The following is a 19,007-nucleotide window of genomic DNA, read 5'->3' as shown; positions in this document are numbered from 1 at the left end:
GGTGCCCGCGCCGGTAGCCTTTCCTTGTGATTGACCTGCGTACCCTTCGTGAGGATCCCGACCGGCTACGGGCGTCGCAGCGTGCCCGCGGTGAGGACGACTCCGTCGTCGACACGCTGCTCGCGCTCGACGAGCGCCGCCGATCCGCGCTGACCTCGTTCGAGGCCATGCGCGCCGAGCAGAAGAGCATGGGCAAGTCGGTCTCCAAGGCGCAGGGCGAGGAGAAGGCCGAGCTGCTCCAGCGGGCCAAGGAGCTCGCCTCGCAGGTCAAGTCCGCCGAGGCCGAGGCGGAGAAGCTGGCCGGTGAGCTCGACGCGGTCATGCAGACGGTGCCCAACATCGTCGAGGAAGCCGCGCCGCACGGCGGCGAGGACGACTACGTCGTGCTGGAGACGCACGGCGAGCCCCGGGTGTTCGACTTCGAGCCGAAGGACCACCTGGAGCTCGGCGAGCGGCTCGACGCCATCGACATGGAGCGGGGCGCCAAGGTGTCCGGCTCGCGGTTCTTCTTCCTCAAGGGCGTGGGCGCCAGGCTGCAGCTCGGCCTGCTCAACATGGCCATGCAGCACGCGATCGAGCGCGGGTTCACGCCGATGATCACGCCGGTGCTGGTCAAGCCGGAGACCATGCACGGCACCGGCTTCCACGTGGAGCACGACAAGGAGATCTACCGGCTGCCCGACGACGACCTCTACCTGGTCGGCACGTCCGAGGTGTCGCTGGCGGGCTACCACGCGCAGGAGATCATCGGCGGTGACGAGCTGCCGCTGCGCTACGCGGGCTGGTCGTCCTGCTTCCGCCGCGAGGCGGGCTCCTACGGCAAGGACACCCGGGGGATCATCCGCGTCCACCAGTTCGACAAGGTCGAGATGTTCTCCTACGTGCGTCCCGAAGAGGCCGCCGACGAGCACCAGCGGCTGCTGTCGTACGAGAAGGAGATGATGGCCAAGATCGAGGTGCCGTATCGGATCATCGACACGGCGGCGGGCGATCTCGGCATGTCGGCGGCCCGCAAGTTCGACTGCGAGGCGTGGATCCCTACCCAGGGGCGCTACCGCGAGCTGACCTCGACCTCCAACTGCACCGAGTTCCAGGCGCGCCGGCTCGCCGTCCGCTACCGGGACAAGGACGGCAAGCCGCAGCACCTGGCCACGCTCAACGGCACGCTGGGGACCACCCGCTGGATCGTCGCCATCCTGGAGAACCACCAGCAGGCCGACGGCTCGGTCGTGGTGCCCGCCGCGCTTCGCCCGTTCGTGGGGCTCGACGTGCTGGAGCCGGTCAAGTAACCCCGCTGACGGCCCGCGCGCCGCGGGCCGTCACAGGCGCCCCGGCAGGGTGTACGCGTCCGGCTGCGGCCTCCGGGCCTCCAGCAGGGCGCTCCTGCGCAGCATGGCCAGCCCGATCGCGGCGGCGCCGAGCCCGAGCAGCACGGCCGCCGTCAGCGAGAGGCCGTAGTCGTCGGCCAGGCCCTCGCTCCACGCCTTGAACGGCGCCGCCACGCCCAGCCCGACGCCGACGCCCACGCCGGCCGCCCGCCAGACGCCGCGCGAGCCGAGCCACGCGTCGGAGATCAGCGAGGCGGCCACGATCACGGCGGAGATCAGCAGAACGCCGCCCACGAACATGGCTGCCATCCACAGCGGGGTCACGGCCGTGAGCCAGTCGGATGGCCACGGCGCCATGATCAGGGTCCCCGCGGTGCCCAGCGCCACGACCGCCCAGGGGCGGGTCCGGCGCACGGGCCTGACCACCTGGATCGCCAGGGCGGCCAGGGCCGCCAGGACGGCGGCGAGCGCCGCGACCCGCATCTCGGCGCCGGTGTCCGCCGCCCGGCTCAGCGGCACGGCCGCGGCCTCCGACAGCTCGCCCCCGGGGGCGAGGCCGAGGCGCCGCCAGGTCCCGCGCACGTCCCGTACGGCCACGCCGTCGCGGCCGTTCGCCACGACGACCACATGCCCGTCGCGCCTGGCCTGGACGGCCAGCGACAGGGACGAAACGGGGGCGCCGTCGGACAGGGCGCGTTCCAGCATCTTGGCGCGCCCCGGCGACACCTCCCAGCCGACGGCCCAGGTCTCGCCGCCGTCGTCGGATCGCATGACCTTCATCGCGCCCGCGACGATCTGGTAGCAGTGCTCGCGCAGGCAGGCCGCGCGCTGCCCGGGCCCGAGCCGCTGGGTGCCGGCCCAGGCGGTCCACGTGCGGCCGCCTGGGCGACGATGCGCGGTCGGCCATGCCGGGCCCGCTCACCACGATCTGGTCGCCGCGCACGACGACGGCCGTGGCCCGGGGTGGTCCGGGCGACGCCGCGGTGGCCGTGACCGCGAGTACGGCCAGCGGCACGGTGACGATCACGAGCCGGCGCCGCGGATCGCCGGTGCCGGCGCGCTGCCGTACCCACCAGGCGAGCGCGAGCGCCGGGAGGGCGAGCAGGTCCGTGGGATCGGCCAGGACGCGCGATGGGCCCGCCAGGGTGGTCCAAGCATGGGAGGCGGCCTCAGCGCCCGTCTCCGTGGTTTTCACGAGCGTGAAGAGCACACCTGTCAGGAGGGTGGCGGCCAGATCGGCGCGCCGGCACAGCAGCAGGGCCGCAGAGGCGGCGCGACCACCAGCCCGGCCACGTCGCTGAGCTTGCCGGTGACCGGGCCCGGCCAGGCGTGTTTGAGCAGATGGTCGTTGAGAAGCAGAACCAGCGCCGCGACCACGGTCACGGGGTGAGATAACCACGCGTGCCTCATATATGACTCGATGTCGATAAAGGCCGCGCGGTTCGGCGCCGATGTGAATCGAGTCACACTCGTGACGGGAGCCGGACATGCGAAAGGCCGAGGCCCGCTGGAAGCGAACCCCGGCCTGTCTCGCTGCTACAGGTCAGATGGCACGGACCTGGGAGGCCTGCGGCCCCTTCTGTCCCTGCGTGATCTCGAACTCGACCCGCTGGCCGTCTTCAAGGCTGCGGTAGCCGTTGCCGACGATCTCGGAGAAGTGCACGAACACGTCCGGCGCACCGCCGTCCGGGGCGATGAAGCCGAAGCCCTTCTCAGCGTTGAACCACTTGACGGTTCCCTGAGCCATAAAAGCTCTCCCTCAGGATGTGAATCTATGGGACCCACACCTCGTGGGTCCCGGTGTGTCGTACAGCAAGCACCCGGGGTGGCTCAGACAATGTCATGCTGGTTTTCACTACGGGATCAGCTAATACAACGCTTCCACATCTAACACCATTCTGGCGCGTTGGTGTTCCGTCGGTAGGAAGATTTCTGGCCGGTCGCATCACCGGGCAAACTGGAACCTGTTATGTACAGCCTTCCCACGCCGCGTCTTGTGGCCACCGACCTGGACGGCACCGCCCTGCGCACCGACGGAACCGTGTCTCCCCGTACGGCTGCCGCGTTCGCCAAGGTGGAGGACGCCGGAGCCATGCTCGTGTTCGTGACCGGGCGTCCGCCCAGGTGGATGGGCGGGGTGGCCGGCGCGCTGCGTCACCGTGGCCTGGCCATCTGCGCCAACGGGGCGCTGATCTACGACCTGCATACCGAACGGATAGTTGAATCTCACCTCATCGACGCCGAGGTGCTGGGGCAAGTCGTCGATCAGCTTCGAGCGAACGTGCCCGAACTCGCCTTTTCGGTCGAGTACGAAGGCGGTTTTGCGCATGAGTCAGATTTCCCGCTCGGGAGCTGGGACCGCTCGGCCGTCCAGGGGCGCGACGCCGGCTGCGAGACGCTCACCACGCGTCCCTGCGCCAAGCTGCTGGCCCTGCACCCCGCGATGGACCCCGACACGCTCCACGCCACCGTTCACGGCCTCGTCGGGCATCTGGTGACCGCGACGCACTCCAGCGGCCGGGGCCTGATCGAGATGAGCGCGCACGGCGTGACCAAGGCCACCGCGCTGGCGACGCTGGCCGAACGGCACGAGATCAAGGCGTCGGAGGTCGTGGCGTTCGGAGACATGCCGAACGACCTGCCCATGCTGAGCTGGGCAGGCACGTCCTACGCGGTCGCCAACGCGCACCCCGGCGTGCTGGCCGCGGTCGATCACGTGACCGCGGCCAACGACGACGACGGCGTCGCGCGGGTGCTGGAGGAGCTTTACAGGTAGGGGCCCGAGCCGCCGTGCGGCCGGGGCTGCTCCTCGCCCGGCACGCCGGGCAGCGCCCTGCGCATCTGCTCCAGCTGGGCCCTGGCGGCCATCTGCTGCGCGAACAGCGTGGTCTGGATGCCGTGGAAGAGGCCCTCCAGCCAGCCCACGAGCTGGGCGTGCGCGATGCGCAGCTCGGCGTCGCTGGGCACGGCGCCGTTGTCGTCGGTGAAGGGCAGCGACAGCCGCTCCAGCTCCTCGACCAGCTCCGGCGCGAGGCCGTCCTCGAGCTCCTTGATGGAGGACTCGTGGATCTCCTTCAGGCGCTTGCGGCTGGCCTCGTCGAGCGGGGCCGCGCGGACCTCCTCGAGAAGCTGCCTGATCATGCTGCCGATGCGCATCACCTTGGCGGGCTGCTCGACCAGGTTGGTGACCGAACGCTCTTCCTCGCCGTTATCGCCCTGACCTTGGAAGTCGGGGCCCACCACCACGATGTGGGGGGTGTTGTTGTCCTCAGCATTCATACGTCTCACCGTACTAGCAGGATCTTCCCGACGTGCTCCCCGGAATCGACCAGCCGATGCGCTTCCGCGGCCTCGGACATCGGCAGCTCGGCGTACACGACAGGGCGCACGGCCCCGGCGCTGACCAGCGGCCATACGCTGTCGACGACGCTGCGGACGATGGCGCCCTTCTCGTCGACCGGCCGGGAGCGGAGCGTGGTCCCGTGGACGGCCGCGCGTTTCGCCAGCAGCGCACCCAGGTCGAGCTCGGCCTTGCGGCCGCCCTGGAGGCCGATGACGACGAGCCGGCCACCCGTCCGCAACGCCCGGATATTTCCGGACAGGTACTTGGCGCCCATGATGTCGAGGATCACATCCGCCTCGACCTTGTCCGCGAAGTCCTCCTCGCGGTAGTTGACCACCTCGTCGGCGCCGAGCTCCCTGACCCGCTCGGCCTTGGCCGCCGAGCCGACCGTGGCGGCCACCCGCGCGCCCATCGCCTTGGCCAGCTGCACCGCGAACGTGCCGATCCCGCTCGCCCCGCCGTGCACCAGCAGCGTCTCGCCGCGCCGCAGCCGCGCGGTCATGAACACGTTGGACCACACCGTGCACGCCACCTCGGGCAGCCCGGCCGCCTCGGCCAGCCGAACGCCCTGCGGCGCCGGCATGACCTGCTGCCACGGCACGCTCACGCGCTCGGCGTAACCGCCGCCGGCCAGCAGCGCGCACACCTCGTCGCCCGCCTTGAACTGCTCCACGTCCGCGCCGACCTCGGCCACCACCCCGGACACCTCCAGCCCCGGGTAGGGCGGCGCGCCCGGCGGCGGGTCGTAGCGGCCCATGCGCTGGTGCACGTCCGCCCGGTTGACCGCGGAGGCGGTCACCTCGATGAGCACGTCCCCGCGATCGGGCCGCGGGTCGGGCACCTCACGCCATTCCAGCACCTCTGGCCCGCCGCTGCGGGTGATCTCGATGGCTCGCATGCGATCCACGGTAACGGGGCAAAGAAGTTGTGGGTTGGCGGCGTTACCCTCAACTCTTGACGTTAACCTGCAAAGTATTTGCTGCCCCTTTAGACCCACAGGGGGAACACGGTGGCGAGACACGACCGAGAAGAATCTCTCGAGGAACAGCTGGCCTGGCTCGACGCCATCAAGGAGACGGAGGAAGCTCCGGTCAAGGTCAGCGCGTCGTCGGCGCCCGCCGACGACACCGTCGTCGTCTCGCCGTACCCCCAGGACCCGTGGCTCTCGGTCCCGCAGCACGACACGCCGACCCCGCCGCTGTTCCGGGCCGCGGTCGACTCGGTGTACGGGGCCGCCGCGGCCGAGGAGTTGCCCGAGGCCGAGAGCGAGGCGGGGGAGTGGCTCGACAAGGCCGAGCCCGCCGCCCGGCCGGTGCCCGCGGACGACGCCTTCCTGGCGCCGCTGCGGCCGCTGCCCCGGCCCGGCGAGTCGGCGCCGGAGCGCGCCGAGGAGCAGACGGAGGAGAACCTGCCGTGGCCGGTGCCCCCGGCATGGCGTCCTGCCGAGTCCCGCGAGGACACCGCGCCCCAACCGGCCGTCCCCGACACCCCGGCCGCGAAGGACACCGCGCGCCCGGCCGAGCCGGAGGAGAAGGCGGAGACCTCCGACCGCCCGGTGTGGACACCGAGCGAGCAGCCGCCGGACGCGCCCGTGCGGCTCGGCTGGGGATCGGGCGAGCACGAACGGCCCTTCGGCCGTCCCGAGCAGCCGTCGCCGGAGGGGCCCGACAGGTCCGGCTGGGCGTCGGGGGAGCACGACAGGTCGTTCGGCCGGCCCGATCGCCAGGCGGAGGCGACCGACCGCCCCGGCTGGGGCTCGGGCGAGCACGAGCGCCCGTTCGGCCCGTCTGAAGGGTCCGGCTGGGGCTCGAGCGAGCACGAGCGGCCGTTCGGCGGTCCGGCGCAGGCCGGCGCGCTTCAGCGCCCGCCGGAGGCGACGGAGCCGAGGCACCGGCAGAGCCCAGAGTTCCAGCGGCCGGCCGAGCCGCGCCGCCGCCCGGCGCCCGCGCCGGTCTTCAACGCGCCGCCGAGGCCGCCGGCCACCGGCAGGCCCACGGCCGACAGCCTCGACCCCGAGACCCTGCTGCGCGGCCGGCGCAACGCGCCGTCCAAGGGCTGGCGCCGCCTGGTCTACAAGGCGTCCGGCGGCTGGATCAAGCCCGGCGAGCCCCCGGAGGTCAGGCGCCGCCGCGAGCTGATGACCAGGGCCCGCACCCCCGTCGCCGCCGGCCACCACCGCGTGGCCGTGCTGAGCCTCAAGGGCGGCGTCGGCAAGACCACGACCACCGTCGGCCTGGGCGCCACACTGGCGCAGATGCGCGGCGACCGGGTGATCGCCATCGACGCCAACCCCGACCGCGGCACCCTGTCCGACAAGCTGGTGCTGGAGACCTCCGCCACCGTGCGTGACCTGCTCAACGAGCGCGAGCAGGTCAAGCGCTACGTCGACATCAGGGCGTTCACCTCGCAGGCGCCGTCACGGCTGGAGGTGCTGGCCTCCGACCGCGACCCGTCGGTGTCTGAGGCGTTCAGCGGCGCCGACTACCAGTCGGTCTCGCAGGTGCTGGAGAACTTCTACTCGATCTGCATCACCGACTGCGGCACCGGCCTGCTGCACTCGGCCATGGGCGGGGTGCTCGGCCTGGCCGACCAGATCGTTCTGGTCAGCTCTCCCTCGGTCGACGGCGCGCGGGCGGCCTCGGCCACGCTCGACTGGCTGGAGGCGCACCACTACGGCGACCTGGTGCGTGAGGCGACCGTGGTGCTTTGCAGCGTCAGGCCGCGCTCGAAGTCGGCGGTCGACATCAAGAAGCTGGAGGCGCATTTCGCCGCCCGCTGCCGGGCCGTGATCCAGGTGCCTTACGACCCGCATCTGGAAGAGGGCGCCGAGATCGACCTGGACCGGCTCCAGGAAGACACGCGCGAGGCGTTTCTGCAGGTCGCGGCCTGCGTGGGCGACGGCTTCGCGGGAAGCCACGAGTGAGCGGAGGGTGTGGGATTCGAACCCACGAGGCCATCGCTGACCTGGCCGCTTTCAAGGCGGCTGCACTCGTCCACTATGCGAACCCTCCAGTGCGCACACCACGATAGCGGCTGCGGTGGCACCGGTGTACGTTCAGGAGGTGGCGGATCTCAGCGTCGAGGTGGAGCGCGGCGAGGGCGTCACCACCGTGCGCCTGGCGGGCGATCTCGACAAGCTGACGGCCCCCGGGTTCAAGGAGTGTCTGGCGTCGTTATCCGATGAGGGCCGGTTCGACGTCGTGGTCGACGCACTCGGGCTGGAGTTCTGCGACTCCAGCGGTCTGTGGGTGCTGGTCGAGCTCCAGCGGGCGGTCGGCGAGCGGGGCGGCGGGCTGCAGCTCACGGGCGTGCACGGGGTGCTGCGCCGCGTGCTCGACGTGACGGGGCTGAAGGCCGTCTTCGACGGCGTGCTACCCGCTCAGCTGTGACAGCAGCCAGCGTGGCCCGGCGGTTTCGGCGCCCAGCTCGGCGACGCGTTCCTTCAGCGCCCGGTCGGCGGTGACCACGAGCATGCGCTCCCACCGTTTGGCGTGCGCGACCACGTCCACGATCGCGTCGTCGCCGCTGCCGGTTGCCGCGACCACCTGGATGCCCGGCACGTCGGGCACGCCCCTGGCGGCGCCCTCGACCACCGCCACCATGCGCGGGAACCACTGCGCCAGCACCGGGTGGGCCAGCCGCAGCCCCGACACGTCGTGCAGCAGCCGGGTGGCCGCGCCGAGCCGGTCGTTCCACCAGCCGTGCTCGTGGCGGGCGCCGACGATGTTGGCCACGTCGAGCACCACGGTCTCCGGGCTGAGCGCGCCCTGGATGTCGGCCCACGTCTCGGCGAAGCCGGGGTGCAGCTTGCGGCCGGGCACCTCGGGCAGCGGCACCCAGCACAGCTCGTCGCTCTCGCCGTTGGCGCACACGGCCGCCAGCCGCTCGGCCGACTCCGCGATCACCGTCTCGAACTGCCATCCGCCGTGGTCGTCGAGGTAGACGCCCTGGACCCGCAGGCCCTCCGAGCCGAGCGCGGCCTCCTCGCGAGCCTCGCGCAGCGCGGACGCCACGGCGTCCTCGTGGCTGTCGCGGGCCCCGCCGGGCAGGCCCCAGGTGCCGCCGTGGTGGCTCCACCAGGACCGCTTCTGCATCAGCACATGCGGGATGCCCAGGTCGTCATGATGTACGGCCAGCAGTCCGGAGGCGCCGTGCAGCCCCCAGTGCCTGTGCCCTCGTCCGCATTCGGTCCAGCCGTCGCCGTCCTTGTCCGCCATGTCGAGATTGTCGCAGCCCTTCGCGCTTCGGGAAGATGGTCACAGCCATCTTACGGGCCATCTGACCTGCGGTAACTTCGGCCGTACTCTGCGTGAAGGCTGCGTGGGCACGTTTGCGCCGCCAACAACGAATTTCCGCCATCTTGATCTGCTTACTGCCGATCTCGCGAGCTCTCCTTGCTTTCGCGGGAACCGCCGTGCTGGGCTGTCTTCAGCACCCCTTTACAGTCGATTCCACAGAAAACGGGAGAGAAAGTCGATGCCCGCTCGCTCGGCATCGCATTCACTGGCAGGAGTAGTCATGCGCAAGAAATCGACGATTCTGGCGATGATCGCCGCCATCGGGCTCATCGGCTTCACCGCGACGCCGGCTCTGGCTATCGACAACGTGCGATGCTCTGACGGCGCCGGATACACGGAAATCCACAACGAGAAGCGCCACTGCTTCGCCAACGCCGGCTACACCGGCCTCTACATCACGAACGTCTACCAGGTGTCGGCGGGCAACAACAACATCACTTTCTGGTACAGGCTCAACTCGAACACGCTCACCTATGCCCAGCTGAACAAGGGCAGCGCGCCCAAGAGATTCAGCCCGCGCGTCACCGTCGAGGCCCTGCAGATCCACTGACGAGGGCACTTCCCGCGAAGCTCGCCGCGCGATCCAAGAATCGTCAGAGTGAAGGAGATATTCATGCGTAAACTGTCGGCACTCATTACGGCCGCGGTCGCCGCCGGGTTCATCGGCGTCACCGCCACGCCGGCCCACGCCATCCTCAACGTGCGTTGCATAGACGGCAACGGATACACGGAAATCCACAACGAGAAGCGCCACTGCTTCGCCTATGCGGGCCGCATGGACGTCTACATCACGAACGTTTACAAAATAGCGTCCGGCAACAACAACATCACCGTCTACGTCAGGCACCCCAGCGGCTCGATCCAGCCGTACGAGATGAACAAGGGGGAGGTCGTGCAGTGGTCCTCGGTCCGCATCACCGTGGAGGACGTGGAAATCCACTGAGGTGATTCCGGCAGCCCCACTCAGCCGCCGCCCTTGCTGAAGTGCTGGTAGTCAGCGTGTGACGCGCTGACCTGCGGTTCTACCTCACATTAGCTGGTAGAGGGCACATCCAGGGCACTCTGCTGGAGCACATGGTCCACGGCCTTGCGGGTGCGGTCCTCGCTGGACGGCATCAGATGCGTGTACGTGCGCAGGGTGAACCCCGGATCGTGGTGCCCGAGGTACTGGCTCAGCGCCTTGATGTTCTCGCCGCCGTCGAGCAGGACGGAGGCGTAGAAGTGGCGGAGGGCATGTATGCCGTGCTCGCGGTGGGACTCTGGCATCTCACCCTTGAGCGGGGCAGAAATGATCCCTGCACGCACCAGGGCCAACCGCCACTGGCCCTGGTTGAAGTACGTACAGTGAATCGCGTTCCCGCTCGGTGAAGAGAAGATCAGCCGATGGACGGGTGGCGTCTGGACCATCCCTCCTCGGACTGATTCTCACTAATGTGGCTACGGAATTGGCCTAATATTCCATGACGCGCGTGGCCAGTCGACATCGCGCCGGCTGGTGCCACGTGGATGGTCAACGGAGGGTCTGCCTGCACTCAGCAGGCCCTCTCGGTGCAGCCCCAACCGACCCTGCGGTCAGTTGGAATGAAGGAGCCGCAATTGAGGCCTGGCCGTGGAGGTCTGTTGACCGCCTCCTTGGAGCGCGGTCGGAATCAGGCCGAACACGTAGCCGTTGAGGTCTTCGGGCGAGAGGCGAAGTTGCGCGGCGAAATCAGCGCTCGTAATCCCCTGTGAGCGGAGAGCCTCGAAGACTTTCGCTAGTAGTTGGCTACTCTCACGAGTCAGTACGGATCCCGGCTCACCCGCTCGATAGCCCATCTGGGTTAGCTGTTTAGCGGTCTGATGGTATCGCCAGTCCGACAGTAGTTTGAGTCTGTGCAATCGGTAGGTGAGCGCCATCGCAGATACTCCCCAACGGCGTTTCGCGCTCAATATTCTCTCGACGGACGCGTCGTATACCTTCTGCGCTAGGAGACCTGCGCGTGGCATCAGAAAGGCTGAGGCAAACTCGTTGGCCTCGTTTTCCGTTTCCTTGCTTCCAGGAATTCGATGTTCGCAGTGCAAGACTAGATGGCCGAGTTCGTGGGCGGCGTCGAAGCGACCGCGCTCCCCACTCTTACGGGTATTGAGAAACACGAATGGTGTGCCGGGGCGAGTTGTCGTGAAGGCGTCCACGTCCAGGCAGTCGGGCGGCAGCGAAAACACCCGAACACCATTGGCTTCCAATAGATGCACCATATTCGGGACTGGGGACTCGCCTAGTCCCCAATAGGCACGAACCCGCTCAGCAGCCTCACCAGGATGAAGGTGCGGCAAAGTTGGAATGTTCAGCGCCGGAAGCTTGAATCGCTCCTCGAGCCACCGGTTGAGGTCAGTAGCCACCATGCCAGCCGACAGAGTGCTTTCCCGTTCAAGCGCGCTCATCTTGGACGGGGCGCGGAAGCTCACAGCGTCGGCTGGCAGCTCCAACGGTGCCGGGAGCGCGAAGAACGGGACGGGAAACTGCAACGCATTAGCGATCAGGAGAAGGGTGTCTGGACTTGGCGTCTTTCTGCCGTTCTCATACGCAGTCAAACTCTGCGAGGAGACTCCCGACTCACGTGCGAGTCCCGCCAAAGTCATCCGTCTGCGCTTGCGTGCCAGTACCAGCCGTTCTGGCGTGAACACCTTCTCTCCTTACGTCTACTCGTGCGGCCGCTCCCGCTGTTGCGCTGCTCGACACCCGATCATGGCTATCGCATCTCCACGAGGACTTCCGGACCCTCGTCACCCGGTCCCGGGTCATCCAGCAGCGCGATGTCCACACCTGGATCGCCGAGTTCGGACAGGTTGAGCGGAAGTCGTTCGTTCCACTCGTTTATGTACTTGCCCTGCATTCCCACCGGAAGCGAAAGCTCAGCCTCGAGGCCCCCGCCGTCCTTCCGCTTGTAGAGCAGACACCAGAGAGGAATCTGGTCGAGTTCTCGGCCATACAGGACCTCATCGCGCGTGATGAGGGGGAACTGGCCGTTCTTCGCCACCAACGCGGCCATTGCCCGCCCTTTGGGGTTCTTGGATCGCACAGGCTTAGCCAGGTTCCCCACTCCACCGTCCCCGCTGAGAGCAGTGATCGCATGAGTGGCAGTCGGGTGGACCACCCGCAGGATGCTGTCCCGCCGCGTGTGCTTCCAGCCCTTGGGTGTCAATTCCTCGGCAAGGTAACGGTTGGTCCTGCTCCAGAACAGAGTCCCCGGCATAGCCGGGGCATCGAAGTCAGTGCAGCTGCTAACATCCACGGCTGCACTGCCCAGCACGCGCCGGAACAGCTCGTTAAACACGTCGAGCTGCGCGAGGCGCTGCAAGACCTCCTGCGGATCCATGATCACCAAAGCACTCCTTCGGCGTTGGGTTTCAAGAATCGTACCTCATTCGAGGTCGTGTTTTTGAAACCTAGATCAGGATGGCACACATGTTCGGATCTGTCATCCTTGCCTCGCCGGCGTTCTGCCCCGTCTGTGGCTAGAGGTGAACGCGCTCGTGACGAGACGGAGATGCCCGGATGCAGGCATGAACAGGACGAGCCCTGCCAGGCCCAACGCTTGGGGGGCAAGTGTGGCGCAGCCATGTGCAGCGCAGACTGTCGCAACCCTGCCGAGCATCAGCGAGCGTCCGCCAGCTGTGCAGTCCACTTGACCTTCCCGCCGACTCGCAACACGCCTCACGCCATGAACTCGTAATGAAGTGACCACCGCGTATGGTGACTTGATCTGCGGGAATGACGCGGCATGTTCGCACCCCCGTTGCAGCGGGGCTGAGGCCGTGACGATCGCTGACTTCGGTACTCATTTCACAGGCTGGGGCGATCGCCGCCAAGGCCCTCCTCCGTCGGGCCTTGGCACTGGACATGACGCTTCTGTTCCGTCCCTGTTCCGTGGGAGCATCGAAATCGGCGAGAAGCGACGAGAGACGTTCGGAAGGGTACTCCCTGCTCAAAACCATGACCGACGTGCTTCCGCAGCGTGCGGGTTCAAGCGTCGGAGATCATGCAAATCTACGAGGGCAGGGCACAACGAGGGCACATGAGGGTGTGAGACGGCCGGAAGTGCTGAGAACTGCTGAGTGGACGAACCGCAGGTCAGGGGCCATCCGGCTACGTCGGCCCAGCTCTCAGCCTCCGCCCTTGCTGAAGTGCTGGTAGTCCTTGGTGCCCGACCAGGAGCCGCCCCACTCCCAGCCGACGTCGGCGAAGGCGCGGACGACCTTGTCGCCGGGGTTGATGACGCCTTTGCCCTTCATGGGGCGTTCGGTGTACTTCTCGGCGTTCTTGTGGGCGGTGTCGCCGCCGGCGGTGACGTACGGGTTCTCGCGCGGGTTGATGTCGATGGCCTCGCCGTACGCGTGGTTGGACCAGCTGCCGGAGCCGGTGGCGCGGCGGCAGTTGAAGGCCGAGGTGTTGTCGGCCTCGATCGAGTCGAAGTCGTCGCCCTTGTAGACGTCGACGAGCTCCATCCGCCGGATCGGCCACCGCCAGTCGTACAGCTTGCGGAAGACCGTGACCACGTCGTCGGTGACCGTCTTCCTGACGACCAGTTCGCCGGTGTGCGGTTTGTCGTCGAAGCCCCAGTAGGACATCGTGATCAGGCGCAGGTCACGGTGGTGGACCGGGCAGCCGGGCCGCCACGAGTGTCGCAGGCGGTCCCGGCTGACGGTGCTGACCTCGGCCTCGAACTCGGGCGGCTCGGTGGCGGCCGGGCTCGGGGCCGGGGTGGCGGTCCGGGCCGGCGTCGTGGGCGCGGCCGGCGGGCTGGGCGCGGAGGACGCGACCGGTGCCTGCCCGCCGCACGCGACGGATGCGAACACCACGAACGTCATGGCGGCAGCACGCTTCATCCAGCCACCATATGCGACGTCGTGCCAGGTCAGGCAGTGCGGTCGACGGTCGGCGAGCCGACGTGCCGTCCCCGGGTCAGCTCGCGCAGCGCGTCGGCCGCGTACACGACCAGGGCGATGAACGAGAGGCCGGCGAGCCCGCCGCCGACCCACAGGTCGTTGACGGTGGCGTCGGTGTAGGCGGCGCCGGAGGGCTGGTAGCCGACCACGAACGGCGCGGCCACCAGCCAGAGGCCGGCCAGGAACAGCAGGACGAGGGCGGAGACGCCCAGTTTGGCCTTCATCGGTTCTCCTCCGCTGCGACCAGGGTGACCGAGCCGTTCTGGCGGTTCGGGCGCCCGGAGTTGTTCAGGTCCTCGCGCAGCGCCTCGACGAGCGGCGCGAGCAGGGTGGCCAGCTCCGCGGACGAGGCCTGCGGGGCCGCCACCGGTGCGGGCTCGGGCTCGGGCTCGGCCTTGCGCTCACGTACGGCAACCAGGCCACGGGAGACGAGGTCCTCGTGGATGGCGGCGGCGAAGGCGAGGGCGCCGGCGAGCCCGATGACGGCCACGCCGAGGCCGGTGAAGAACTCGGCGGTGGTCGGATCGGTCCAGTCGGCGTTCTCCGGCTGGGTGCCCAGGGCGAACGGGGCGATCATCAGCCAGAGGCCGGCCAGGACCGCCAGGGCAGCCGTGACGGCGCCGGTGAACTTGCGAATCATTGGGAGATCCCTCCAGTGACGAGGTCTTTCTGCGGCGGCGCGGCCTGCGCGATCAGCGCGCGGGAGGTGGGGCGCAGCACGTCCTGCGCCACCGATCTGGCGCGTTCGCGCTCGGACCGGTCGTCGGGCGGCGCCATCCGGGCGACCGCGGTGAGCAGGGCGGACGGCCGCGCGTTGGTACGCTCCACCCGCTGGGCGACGAGCTCCAGCAGCAGCCCGGCCAGGACCAGGTCGTCCTTGGCGAGCGGCTTGGCCGCGGGCTCGGGCGGCGCCGTGGAGCCGCGCAGCGGCAGCTCCTTGAGCAGGAGCGTGGCGACGAAGCCGAGCAGCGCGATGGGCACGCCGACGATGAACACGGTCTCCAGGCCGCGCGTGAAGGCCTCCAGGATGATGTGCTTGATCGGCTCGGGCAGGTGCTGGATCTGGTCGGGGCTGCCCAGCGAGACCGTGTCGGCGCTGGGCGGGATGTTCGCGGCGCGCATCATGTCGGCCATCTCGGCGCTGAGCCGGTTGGTGAGGATGGCGCCGAACGCGGCCACGCCCACCGCGCCGCCCAGCGACCGGAAGAACGACACGCCGGACGTGGTCGCGGCCATGTCGCGCAGTTCGGAGCCGTTCTGCGCGGCCAGGATCAGCATCTGCATGGACAGGCCGAGCCCGAGGCCCAGCACGGCCACGTCGAACCCGATGAGCCACTCGCCGGAGTCGACGTGCAGCCGTGACAGCAGGAACAGCCCGATGGCCACGATGAGCAGGCCGGCGACCGGGAAGAGCTTCCACCTGCCGGTCCTGGTCACGATCTTGCCGGAGACCACCCCGGCCACGAACAGCGCGAACACCATCGGCAGCGTCATGAGCCCGGAGGTCGTCGGCGACATGCCCTTGACGATCTGCAGGTACTGCGGCAGGTAGATCATCGCGCCGAACATCGCCATGCCGACGAACAGCGAGGCGAGGCTGGTCAGCACGAACGTGCGGTTGCGGAACAGCCTGGGCGGCAGGATCGGGTTGCCGTGGGTGCGCTCGGCGACCACGGCCAGGGCCAGCATGAGCAGGCTCAGCGCGCCGAGGAAGTAGGTCCAGGGGGAGTTCCACGCGAACTGGTTGCCGCCGAACGTCAGCAGCAGCATCAGCGCGCTCGCGCTGGCCGTGATGGTGGTGGCCCCCCAGATGTCGATCTTGGTGTCGCGCTTGACCGACGGCAGCTTGAGCACCTTCTGGATCACGATGAAGGACACCAGCGCGAACGGCACGACCACGTAGAAGCACCAGCGCCAGCCGAGCCAGTCGGCGTCCACGATGAAGCCGCCGAGCAGCGGCCCGGCCACGGTGGAGATCCCGAAGACGGCGCCCATGTAGCCGGAGTAGCGGCCGCGCTCACGCGGCGAGACGATGTCGCCCAGGATCACCTGCGACAGGGCGGACAGGCCGCCGACGCCCAGTCCCTGCACGGCGCGGGCCGCGATGAGCTGACCCATGTCCTGCGACAGGCCGGCGACGAGCGACGCCGAGACGAACAACCCCAGGGCGGTCTGGAAGAGCAGCTTGCGGCCGAAAAGGTCCGACAGCTTGCCCCACAACGGTGTCGACACCGTCATCGTCAGCATGGTCGCCGACGCCACCCACGAGTACTGGTCCTGCCCGCCGAGTTCCCCCACGATCGTCGGCAGTGCCGTGCCCACCACGGATGTCGAGATCATCGAGGTGAGCATGGCGAGCATGAGCCCCGACATGACCTCGAGAATCTCGCGGTGGGTGTATTGCCGTCCCGCGGGGGTCGCGGTCTGTGTCTGGGCTACCAAGACACCACTTCCCCTCTTAGTCCGCATTGGAGTATACGCCCGTTTACTAGCCGCTCGGCAAGTGGATATATTCCGGAGCATGGAAGATTCCGGTCTGTGACCGCAAGGGGTCCCATAACTCCGTAATAGGGGTCGTTTGGTACGTGGCGGCCGACGTACGCTCCGGTAACTTGACAGCACCCCCATCAAGGAGTGCACATGTTGGGTAAACGCTGTGCGCTGGCAGGAGCCGCCATCCTGGCCGCCTGCCTCGCAACACCCCCCACCCCCGCGCTGGCCGAACCGGCACCCCAAGCGGCGGCACCGGCGGACACCCCGCCCGCCGTCATCGACGCACTCGAGCGTGACCTCGGCCTCACCGAGCAGCAGGTCGTCACCAGGCTCGCCAACGAGCAGCGCGCCGCGGCGGTCGAGACCGCGCTGACCGCCTCGTTAGGCGACTCCTACGGCGGCGCCTGGCTGAACGCCGACGCCTCCAAGCTCATGGTCGCCACCACCGACTCCGCCGCCAAGCCGGCCATCGAGGCCCAGGGCGCCGAGCCGGTCGTCGTGACCCGCACGCTGGCCCAGCTCAACGAGACCAAGGCCAAGCTCGACCAGGCGCCACGCAAGGCACGGACCGGCGCCTCGCTCTGGTACGTCGACGTGACGACCAACAGCGTCGTCGTCCTCGCCGCCCAGCTGGAGGCCGCCGAGGCCCTGGCCGCCGCCGCGGGCGTCGACCGGAGCGCGGTCCAGGTCGCCGTGAGCGCCGAGCGCCCGCAGCCGTACATGGACATCATCGGCGGCTCCCCCTTCTACATCGGCGGCAGCCGGTGCAGCGTCGGCTTCGCCGTCACCCGCGGCAGCACCCCCGGCTTCGTGACCGCCGGGCACTGCGGCAGGGCCGGCGCCCGGACCAGCAACCCGACGGGCACCTTCCAGGGCTCCTCCTTCCCGGGCAACGACTACGCCTGGGTGGCGGCCCCCGGCCACAACCCGACCCCGTACGTCCGCGGCGCCGGCGGCTCGCTGGTCACCGTCCGCGGCTCCACGCAGGCGTCCGTGGGCTCGTCCATCTGCCGCTCCGGCTCCACCACCGGCTGGCGCTGCGGAACCATCCAGCAGCACAACGCCAGCGTCACGTACCCGCAGGGCACGGTCAGCGGCCTGACCCGCACCAGCGCGTGCGCCCAGCCGGGTGACTCCGGCGGCTCGTTCATCTCGGGCAGCCAGGCCCAGGGCGTCACCTCCGGCGGCTCCGGCAACTGCAGCGTCGGCGGGACCACGTACCACCAGCCGGTCAACGAGATCCTCAGCAGGTACGGCCTGACACTTCGGACAGGCTGACCCACGGTCGGAGCCCGGCGGCGCGTCGCCGGGCTCCGATGAGTTTCGGCGGGCAGCCTGGTCTACATGGGTGACAGCGACACCGACCCGCAAGGAGAGACCATGAAGCGGCCCGCACTTGACGGCATGCTCCTGGCCAGCGCAGACCCGCGCAGGCTCGCCACCTGGTACGAATCGGCCCTCGACCCGACGGAGACGGCCGACGTCGACGACTACCGGGTGCTGAAGTACGGGAGCGTCCACCTGATCATCGACACGCGATCGGACATCTCGGACAAGAACCCCGAGCCCGGCAGGATGATCCTCAACTTCGACGTCGAAGACGCGCGCGCCGTGGTGACGCGGATGGAGAGCGCCGGCACGACGTGGGTGGCGGAGCTGGAGGACCGCGACGGCAGCCTGTTCGCCACGGCCCTCGACCCGGACGGCAACTACGTCCAGATCATCCAGCTCAGCGACGAGCACAGGGCGGCGATGTGATGTTCGGCACGACCAAGGCGTTCAGCGGCTTCTCGGTGGACGACCTCGCCAAGGCCAAGGAGTTCTACGGCCAGACCCTCGGCATCGACGTGTCGGAGGAGCACGGCCTGCTCACTCTGCACATCGCGGGCGGCCGGGACATCCTGGTCTACCCGAAGGAGAATCACGTACCGGCCACGTACACGATCCTGAACTTCCCGGTCGACGACATCGAGCAGACCGTGGACGAGCTGGTGCGCCGGGGGGTGCGCTTCGAGCGGTACGAGCACCTGAAGGCCGACGAGCGGGGGATCTTCCGGGGCGGCGGCCCGCTCATCGCCTGGTTCACCGACCCGGCGGGCAACGTCCTGTCCGTGCTGCAGGAGGAGTAGTTCTGTCGGTCGTGGCCGGCACACTCGGGCGGCATGGACGTGAGTTTGCGAGATGTGACCGAGGCCGACCTGGAAACCTTCCACGAGCAGGAGTGCGACCCGGAGGCGGCCCGGCGGGCCCGGTGGCGGCCCCGGGAGCACGATGCCTTCATCACCCACTGGAAGAACAAGGTCCTCGGCGATCCGACGGGCTTCGTCCAGGCGGTCGTCGTCGACGGCGCCCTGGCCGGCAACATCGTCGCCTGGTGGGCGGGTGAGCGCCGGTTCATCGGCTACTGGCTCGGCCGGGAGTTCTGGGGCAAGGGCGTCGGCACCCTGGCGCTGACCCGGTTCCTGGAGCTGGAGCCGACGCGCCCGCTTCATGCCGACCCCCACGAGGGCAACGTCGGGTCCGTCCGGCTGCTGGAGCGTTGCGGCTTCCAGCGGACCGGCACGGACCCCGACGGCCACGTCCTGCTGGTGCTGAGCTGAGGCCCCTATAGTCGGGCCG

At 68.8% G+C, this 19,007-nt stretch carries 23 protein-coding genes and 1 tRNA gene; 10 read left to right on the top strand and 14 right to left on the bottom strand.

Annotated elements, in window-relative coordinates; all coding sequences use genetic code 11:
* Nucleotides 1–26: 26 nt before the first annotated feature.
* The gene (gene serS / locus ADY59_RS04595) at nt 27–1,289 is read left to right on the top strand and encodes a serine--tRNA ligase (RefSeq protein WP_049557984.1); all 1,263 of its coding nucleotides are present in this window, start codon (nt 27–29) and stop codon (nt 1,287–1,289) included.
* A gap of 30 nt (nt 1,290–1,319) precedes the next feature.
* Here serS and ADY59_RS04590 read toward each other — a convergent pair whose 3' ends face one another.
* The 3 genes from ADY59_RS04590 to ADY59_RS04585 form a co-directional block, all read right to left on the bottom strand.
* Nucleotides 1,320–2,099: a hypothetical protein gene (locus ADY59_RS04590; protein ID WP_049557981.1), complete on the bottom strand. Its 780-nt coding sequence runs from the start codon at nt 2,097–2,099 to the stop codon at nt 1,320–1,322.
* 444 nt (nt 2,100–2,543) lie between these two features.
* The gene (locus tag ADY59_RS49615; RefSeq protein WP_156325293.1) at nt 2,544–2,711 is read right to left on the bottom strand and encodes a hypothetical protein; all 168 of its coding nucleotides are present in this window, start codon (nt 2,709–2,711) and stop codon (nt 2,544–2,546) included.
* 160 nt (nt 2,712–2,871) lie between these two features.
* The gene (locus ADY59_RS04585; RefSeq protein WP_043619750.1) at nt 2,872–3,075 is read right to left on the bottom strand and encodes a cold-shock protein; all 204 of its coding nucleotides are present in this window, start codon (nt 3,073–3,075) and stop codon (nt 2,872–2,874) included.
* Between the two features lie 222 nt (nt 3,076–3,297).
* Here ADY59_RS04585 and ADY59_RS04580 point away from each other — a divergent pair, with 222 nt between their 5' ends.
* Complete coding sequence (locus tag ADY59_RS04580; protein WP_049557977.1) at nt 3,298–4,104, top strand: HAD family hydrolase; 807 nt, start codon at nt 3,298–3,300, stop codon at nt 4,102–4,104.
* On the opposite strand, the gene ADY59_RS04575 is transcribed toward ADY59_RS04580, so the two are convergent.
* Nucleotides 4,095–4,607 (bottom strand): bacterial proteasome activator family protein, encoded by a 513-nt coding sequence (locus ADY59_RS04575; protein ID WP_049557975.1) that lies wholly within the window; start codon nt 4,605–4,607, stop codon nt 4,095–4,097. The genes ADY59_RS04580 and ADY59_RS04575 overlap by 10 nt on opposite strands.
* A 5-nt stretch (nt 4,608–4,612) precedes the next feature.
* Nucleotides 4,613–5,569 carry an NAD(P)H-quinone oxidoreductase gene (locus ADY59_RS04570; protein WP_049557972.1) on the bottom strand — a complete coding sequence of 319 codons (957 nt, stop codon included), beginning with the start codon at nt 5,567–5,569 and terminating at the stop codon, nt 4,613–4,615.
* 111 nt (nt 5,570–5,680) lie between these two features.
* Between ADY59_RS04570 and ADY59_RS48350 the strand changes: the two genes are divergently transcribed.
* On the top strand, nt 5,681–7,594 hold the full coding sequence (locus tag ADY59_RS48350) for a MinD/ParA family ATP-binding protein (RefSeq protein WP_231618541.1): 1,914 nt from the start codon (nt 5,681–5,683) through the stop codon (nt 7,592–7,594).
* 1 nt (nt 7,595) lies between these two features.
* Here ADY59_RS48350 and ADY59_RS04560 read toward each other — a convergent pair.
* Nucleotides 7,596–7,682: transfer RNA gene (locus ADY59_RS04560), tRNA-Ser, on the bottom strand.
* Nucleotides 7,683–7,733: 51 nt separating this feature from the next.
* Here ADY59_RS04560 and ADY59_RS04555 point away from each other — a divergent pair.
* On the top strand, nt 7,734–8,060 hold the full coding sequence (locus ADY59_RS04555) for an STAS domain-containing protein (protein ID WP_197093431.1): 327 nt from the start codon (nt 7,734–7,736) through the stop codon (nt 8,058–8,060).
* On the opposite strand, the gene ADY59_RS04550 is transcribed toward ADY59_RS04555, so the two are convergent.
* Nucleotides 8,043–8,888: an NUDIX hydrolase gene (locus ADY59_RS04550; protein ID WP_049557965.1), complete on the bottom strand. Its 846-nt coding sequence runs from the start codon at nt 8,886–8,888 to the stop codon at nt 8,043–8,045. The genes ADY59_RS04555 and ADY59_RS04550 overlap by 18 nt on opposite strands.
* Before the next feature lie 301 nt (nt 8,889–9,189).
* On the opposite strand from ADY59_RS04550, the gene ADY59_RS51055 reads away from it, so the two are divergent.
* On the top strand, nt 9,190–9,519 hold the full coding sequence (locus tag ADY59_RS51055; protein ID WP_049557963.1) for a beta/gamma crystallin domain-containing protein: 330 nt from the start codon (nt 9,190–9,192) through the stop codon (nt 9,517–9,519).
* A gap of 63 nt (nt 9,520–9,582) precedes the next feature.
* The gene (locus tag ADY59_RS04540) at nt 9,583–9,912 is read left to right on the top strand and encodes a beta/gamma crystallin domain-containing protein (RefSeq protein ID WP_049557960.1); all 330 of its coding nucleotides are present in this window, start codon (nt 9,583–9,585) and stop codon (nt 9,910–9,912) included.
* 89 nt (nt 9,913–10,001) lie between these two features.
* Here the strand turns inward: ADY59_RS04540 and ADY59_RS51050 are convergent, their stop codons facing one another.
* From ADY59_RS51050 to ADY59_RS04510, 7 genes are all read right to left on the bottom strand, one after another.
* On the bottom strand, nt 10,002–10,235 hold the full coding sequence (locus tag ADY59_RS51050; RefSeq protein ID WP_049558122.1) for a tyrosine-type recombinase/integrase: 234 nt from the start codon (nt 10,233–10,235) through the stop codon (nt 10,002–10,004).
* Between the two features lie 306 nt (nt 10,236–10,541).
* Complete coding sequence (locus ADY59_RS48335) at nt 10,542–11,633, bottom strand: helix-turn-helix domain-containing protein (RefSeq protein ID WP_082309850.1); 1,092 nt, start codon at nt 11,631–11,633, stop codon at nt 10,542–10,544.
* A gap of 65 nt (nt 11,634–11,698) precedes the next feature.
* A complete protein-coding gene (locus tag ADY59_RS04530; protein ID WP_156325292.1) occupies nt 11,699–12,331 on the bottom strand; it encodes a hypothetical protein in 633 nt (210 codons plus the stop codon).
* Nucleotides 12,332–13,112: 781 nt separating this feature from the next.
* Complete coding sequence (locus ADY59_RS04525; RefSeq protein ID WP_231618540.1) at nt 13,113–13,835, bottom strand: M15 family metallopeptidase; 723 nt, start codon at nt 13,833–13,835, stop codon at nt 13,113–13,115.
* 29 nt (nt 13,836–13,864) lie between these two features.
* Nucleotides 13,865–14,119, bottom strand: a complete 255-nt coding sequence (locus ADY59_RS04520) for an SPW repeat domain-containing protein (RefSeq protein WP_049557953.1) — start codon at nt 14,117–14,119, stop codon at nt 13,865–13,867.
* Nucleotides 14,116–14,535 (bottom strand): hypothetical protein, encoded by a 420-nt coding sequence (locus ADY59_RS04515; RefSeq protein WP_049557950.1) that lies wholly within the window; start codon nt 14,533–14,535, stop codon nt 14,116–14,118. The genes ADY59_RS04520 and ADY59_RS04515 overlap by 4 nt, the downstream gene beginning before the upstream one ends.
* Nucleotides 14,532–16,364, bottom strand: coding sequence for an MDR family MFS transporter (locus ADY59_RS04510; protein ID WP_156325291.1), 1,833 nt, complete (start codon nt 16,362–16,364; stop codon nt 14,532–14,534). Before ADY59_RS04510 ends, ADY59_RS04515 begins: the two co-directional genes overlap by 4 nt.
* 171 nt (nt 16,365–16,535) lie before the next feature.
* On the opposite strand from ADY59_RS04510, the gene ADY59_RS04505 reads away from it, so the two are divergent.
* The 4 genes from ADY59_RS04505 (at nt 16,536) to ADY59_RS04490 (ending at nt 18,988) form a co-directional block, all read left to right on the top strand.
* Entirely contained in the window at nt 16,536–17,666 is a 1,131-nt protein-coding gene (locus tag ADY59_RS04505; RefSeq protein ID WP_049557944.1) for a S1 family peptidase, read from the top strand.
* Nucleotides 17,667–17,768: 102 nt separating this feature from the next.
* Nucleotides 17,769–18,146, top strand: a complete 378-nt coding sequence (locus tag ADY59_RS04500; protein WP_049558119.1) for a VOC family protein — start codon at nt 17,769–17,771, stop codon at nt 18,144–18,146.
* Nucleotides 18,146–18,517 (top strand): VOC family protein, encoded by a 372-nt coding sequence (locus tag ADY59_RS04495; RefSeq protein WP_049557942.1) that lies wholly within the window; start codon nt 18,146–18,148, stop codon nt 18,515–18,517. Before ADY59_RS04500 ends, ADY59_RS04495 begins: the two co-directional genes overlap by 1 nt.
* Nucleotides 18,518–18,550: 33 nt before the next feature.
* Nucleotides 18,551–18,988, top strand: coding sequence for a GNAT family N-acetyltransferase (locus ADY59_RS04490; RefSeq protein ID WP_197093430.1), 438 nt, complete (start codon nt 18,551–18,553; stop codon nt 18,986–18,988).
* Nucleotides 18,989–19,007 lie beyond the last annotated feature (19 nt).

The sequence above is a fragment of the Nonomuraea sp. SBT364 genome (assembly GCF_001083785.1).
In the GTDB taxonomy this organism is placed as follows: Bacteria; Actinomycetota; Actinomycetes; order Streptosporangiales; family Streptosporangiaceae; genus Nonomuraea.
The sequence above is the reverse complement of the archived record's forward strand: the minus strand, read 5'-3'. Positions and strand labels throughout refer to the sequence as shown.

What these genes read in the sequence shown, in the direction of transcription:
- ADY59_RS04590 (WP_049557981.1), bottom strand. Translation starts at nt 2,099, where the DNA reads ATGCGATCCGACGACGGCGGCGAGACCTGGGCCGTCGGCTGGGAGGTG.
- ADY59_RS04585 (WP_043619750.1), bottom strand. Translation starts at nt 3,075, where the DNA reads ATGGCTCAGGGAACCGTCAAGTGGTTCAACGCTGAGAAGGGCTTCGGC.
- ADY59_RS04580 (WP_049557977.1), top strand. Translation starts at nt 3,298, where the DNA reads ATGTACAGCCTTCCCACGCCGCGTCTTGTGGCCACCGACCTGGACGGC.
- ADY59_RS04575 (WP_049557975.1), bottom strand. Translation starts at nt 4,607, where the DNA reads ATGAATGCTGAGGACAACAACACCCCCCACATCGTGGTGGTGGGCCCC.
- ADY59_RS04570 (WP_049557972.1), bottom strand. Translation starts at nt 5,569, where the DNA reads ATGCGAGCCATCGAGATCACCCGCAGCGGCGGGCCAGAGGTGCTGGAA.
- ADY59_RS04550 (WP_049557965.1), bottom strand. Translation starts at nt 8,888, where the DNA reads ATGGCGGACAAGGACGGCGACGGCTGGACCGAATGCGGACGAGGGCAC.
- ADY59_RS51055 (WP_049557963.1), top strand. Translation starts at nt 9,190, where the DNA reads ATGCGCAAGAAATCGACGATTCTGGCGATGATCGCCGCCATCGGGCTC.
- ADY59_RS04540 (WP_049557960.1), top strand. Translation starts at nt 9,583, where the DNA reads ATGCGTAAACTGTCGGCACTCATTACGGCCGCGGTCGCCGCCGGGTTC.
- ADY59_RS51050 (WP_049558122.1), bottom strand. Translation starts at nt 10,235, where the DNA reads ATGCCAGAGTCCCACCGCGAGCACGGCATACATGCCCTCCGCCACTTC.
- ADY59_RS04525 (WP_231618540.1), bottom strand. Translation starts at nt 13,835, where the DNA reads ATGAAGCGTGCTGCCGCCATGACGTTCGTGGTGTTCGCATCCGTCGCG.
- ADY59_RS04520 (WP_049557953.1), bottom strand. Translation starts at nt 14,119, where the DNA reads ATGAAGGCCAAACTGGGCGTCTCCGCCCTCGTCCTGCTGTTCCTGGCC.
- ADY59_RS04515 (WP_049557950.1), bottom strand. Translation starts at nt 14,535, where the DNA reads ATGATTCGCAAGTTCACCGGCGCCGTCACGGCTGCCCTGGCGGTCCTG.
- ADY59_RS04510 (WP_156325291.1), bottom strand. Translation starts at nt 16,364, where the DNA reads ATGCGGACTAAGAGGGGAAGTGGTGTCTTGGTAGCCCAGACACAGACC.
- ADY59_RS04505 (WP_049557944.1), top strand. Translation starts at nt 16,536, where the DNA reads ATGTTGGGTAAACGCTGTGCGCTGGCAGGAGCCGCCATCCTGGCCGCC.
- ADY59_RS04500 (WP_049558119.1), top strand. Translation starts at nt 17,769, where the DNA reads ATGAAGCGGCCCGCACTTGACGGCATGCTCCTGGCCAGCGCAGACCCG.
- ADY59_RS04495 (WP_049557942.1), top strand. Translation starts at nt 18,146, where the DNA reads ATGTTCGGCACGACCAAGGCGTTCAGCGGCTTCTCGGTGGACGACCTC.
- ADY59_RS04490 (WP_197093430.1), top strand. Translation starts at nt 18,551, where the DNA reads ATGGACGTGAGTTTGCGAGATGTGACCGAGGCCGACCTGGAAACCTTC.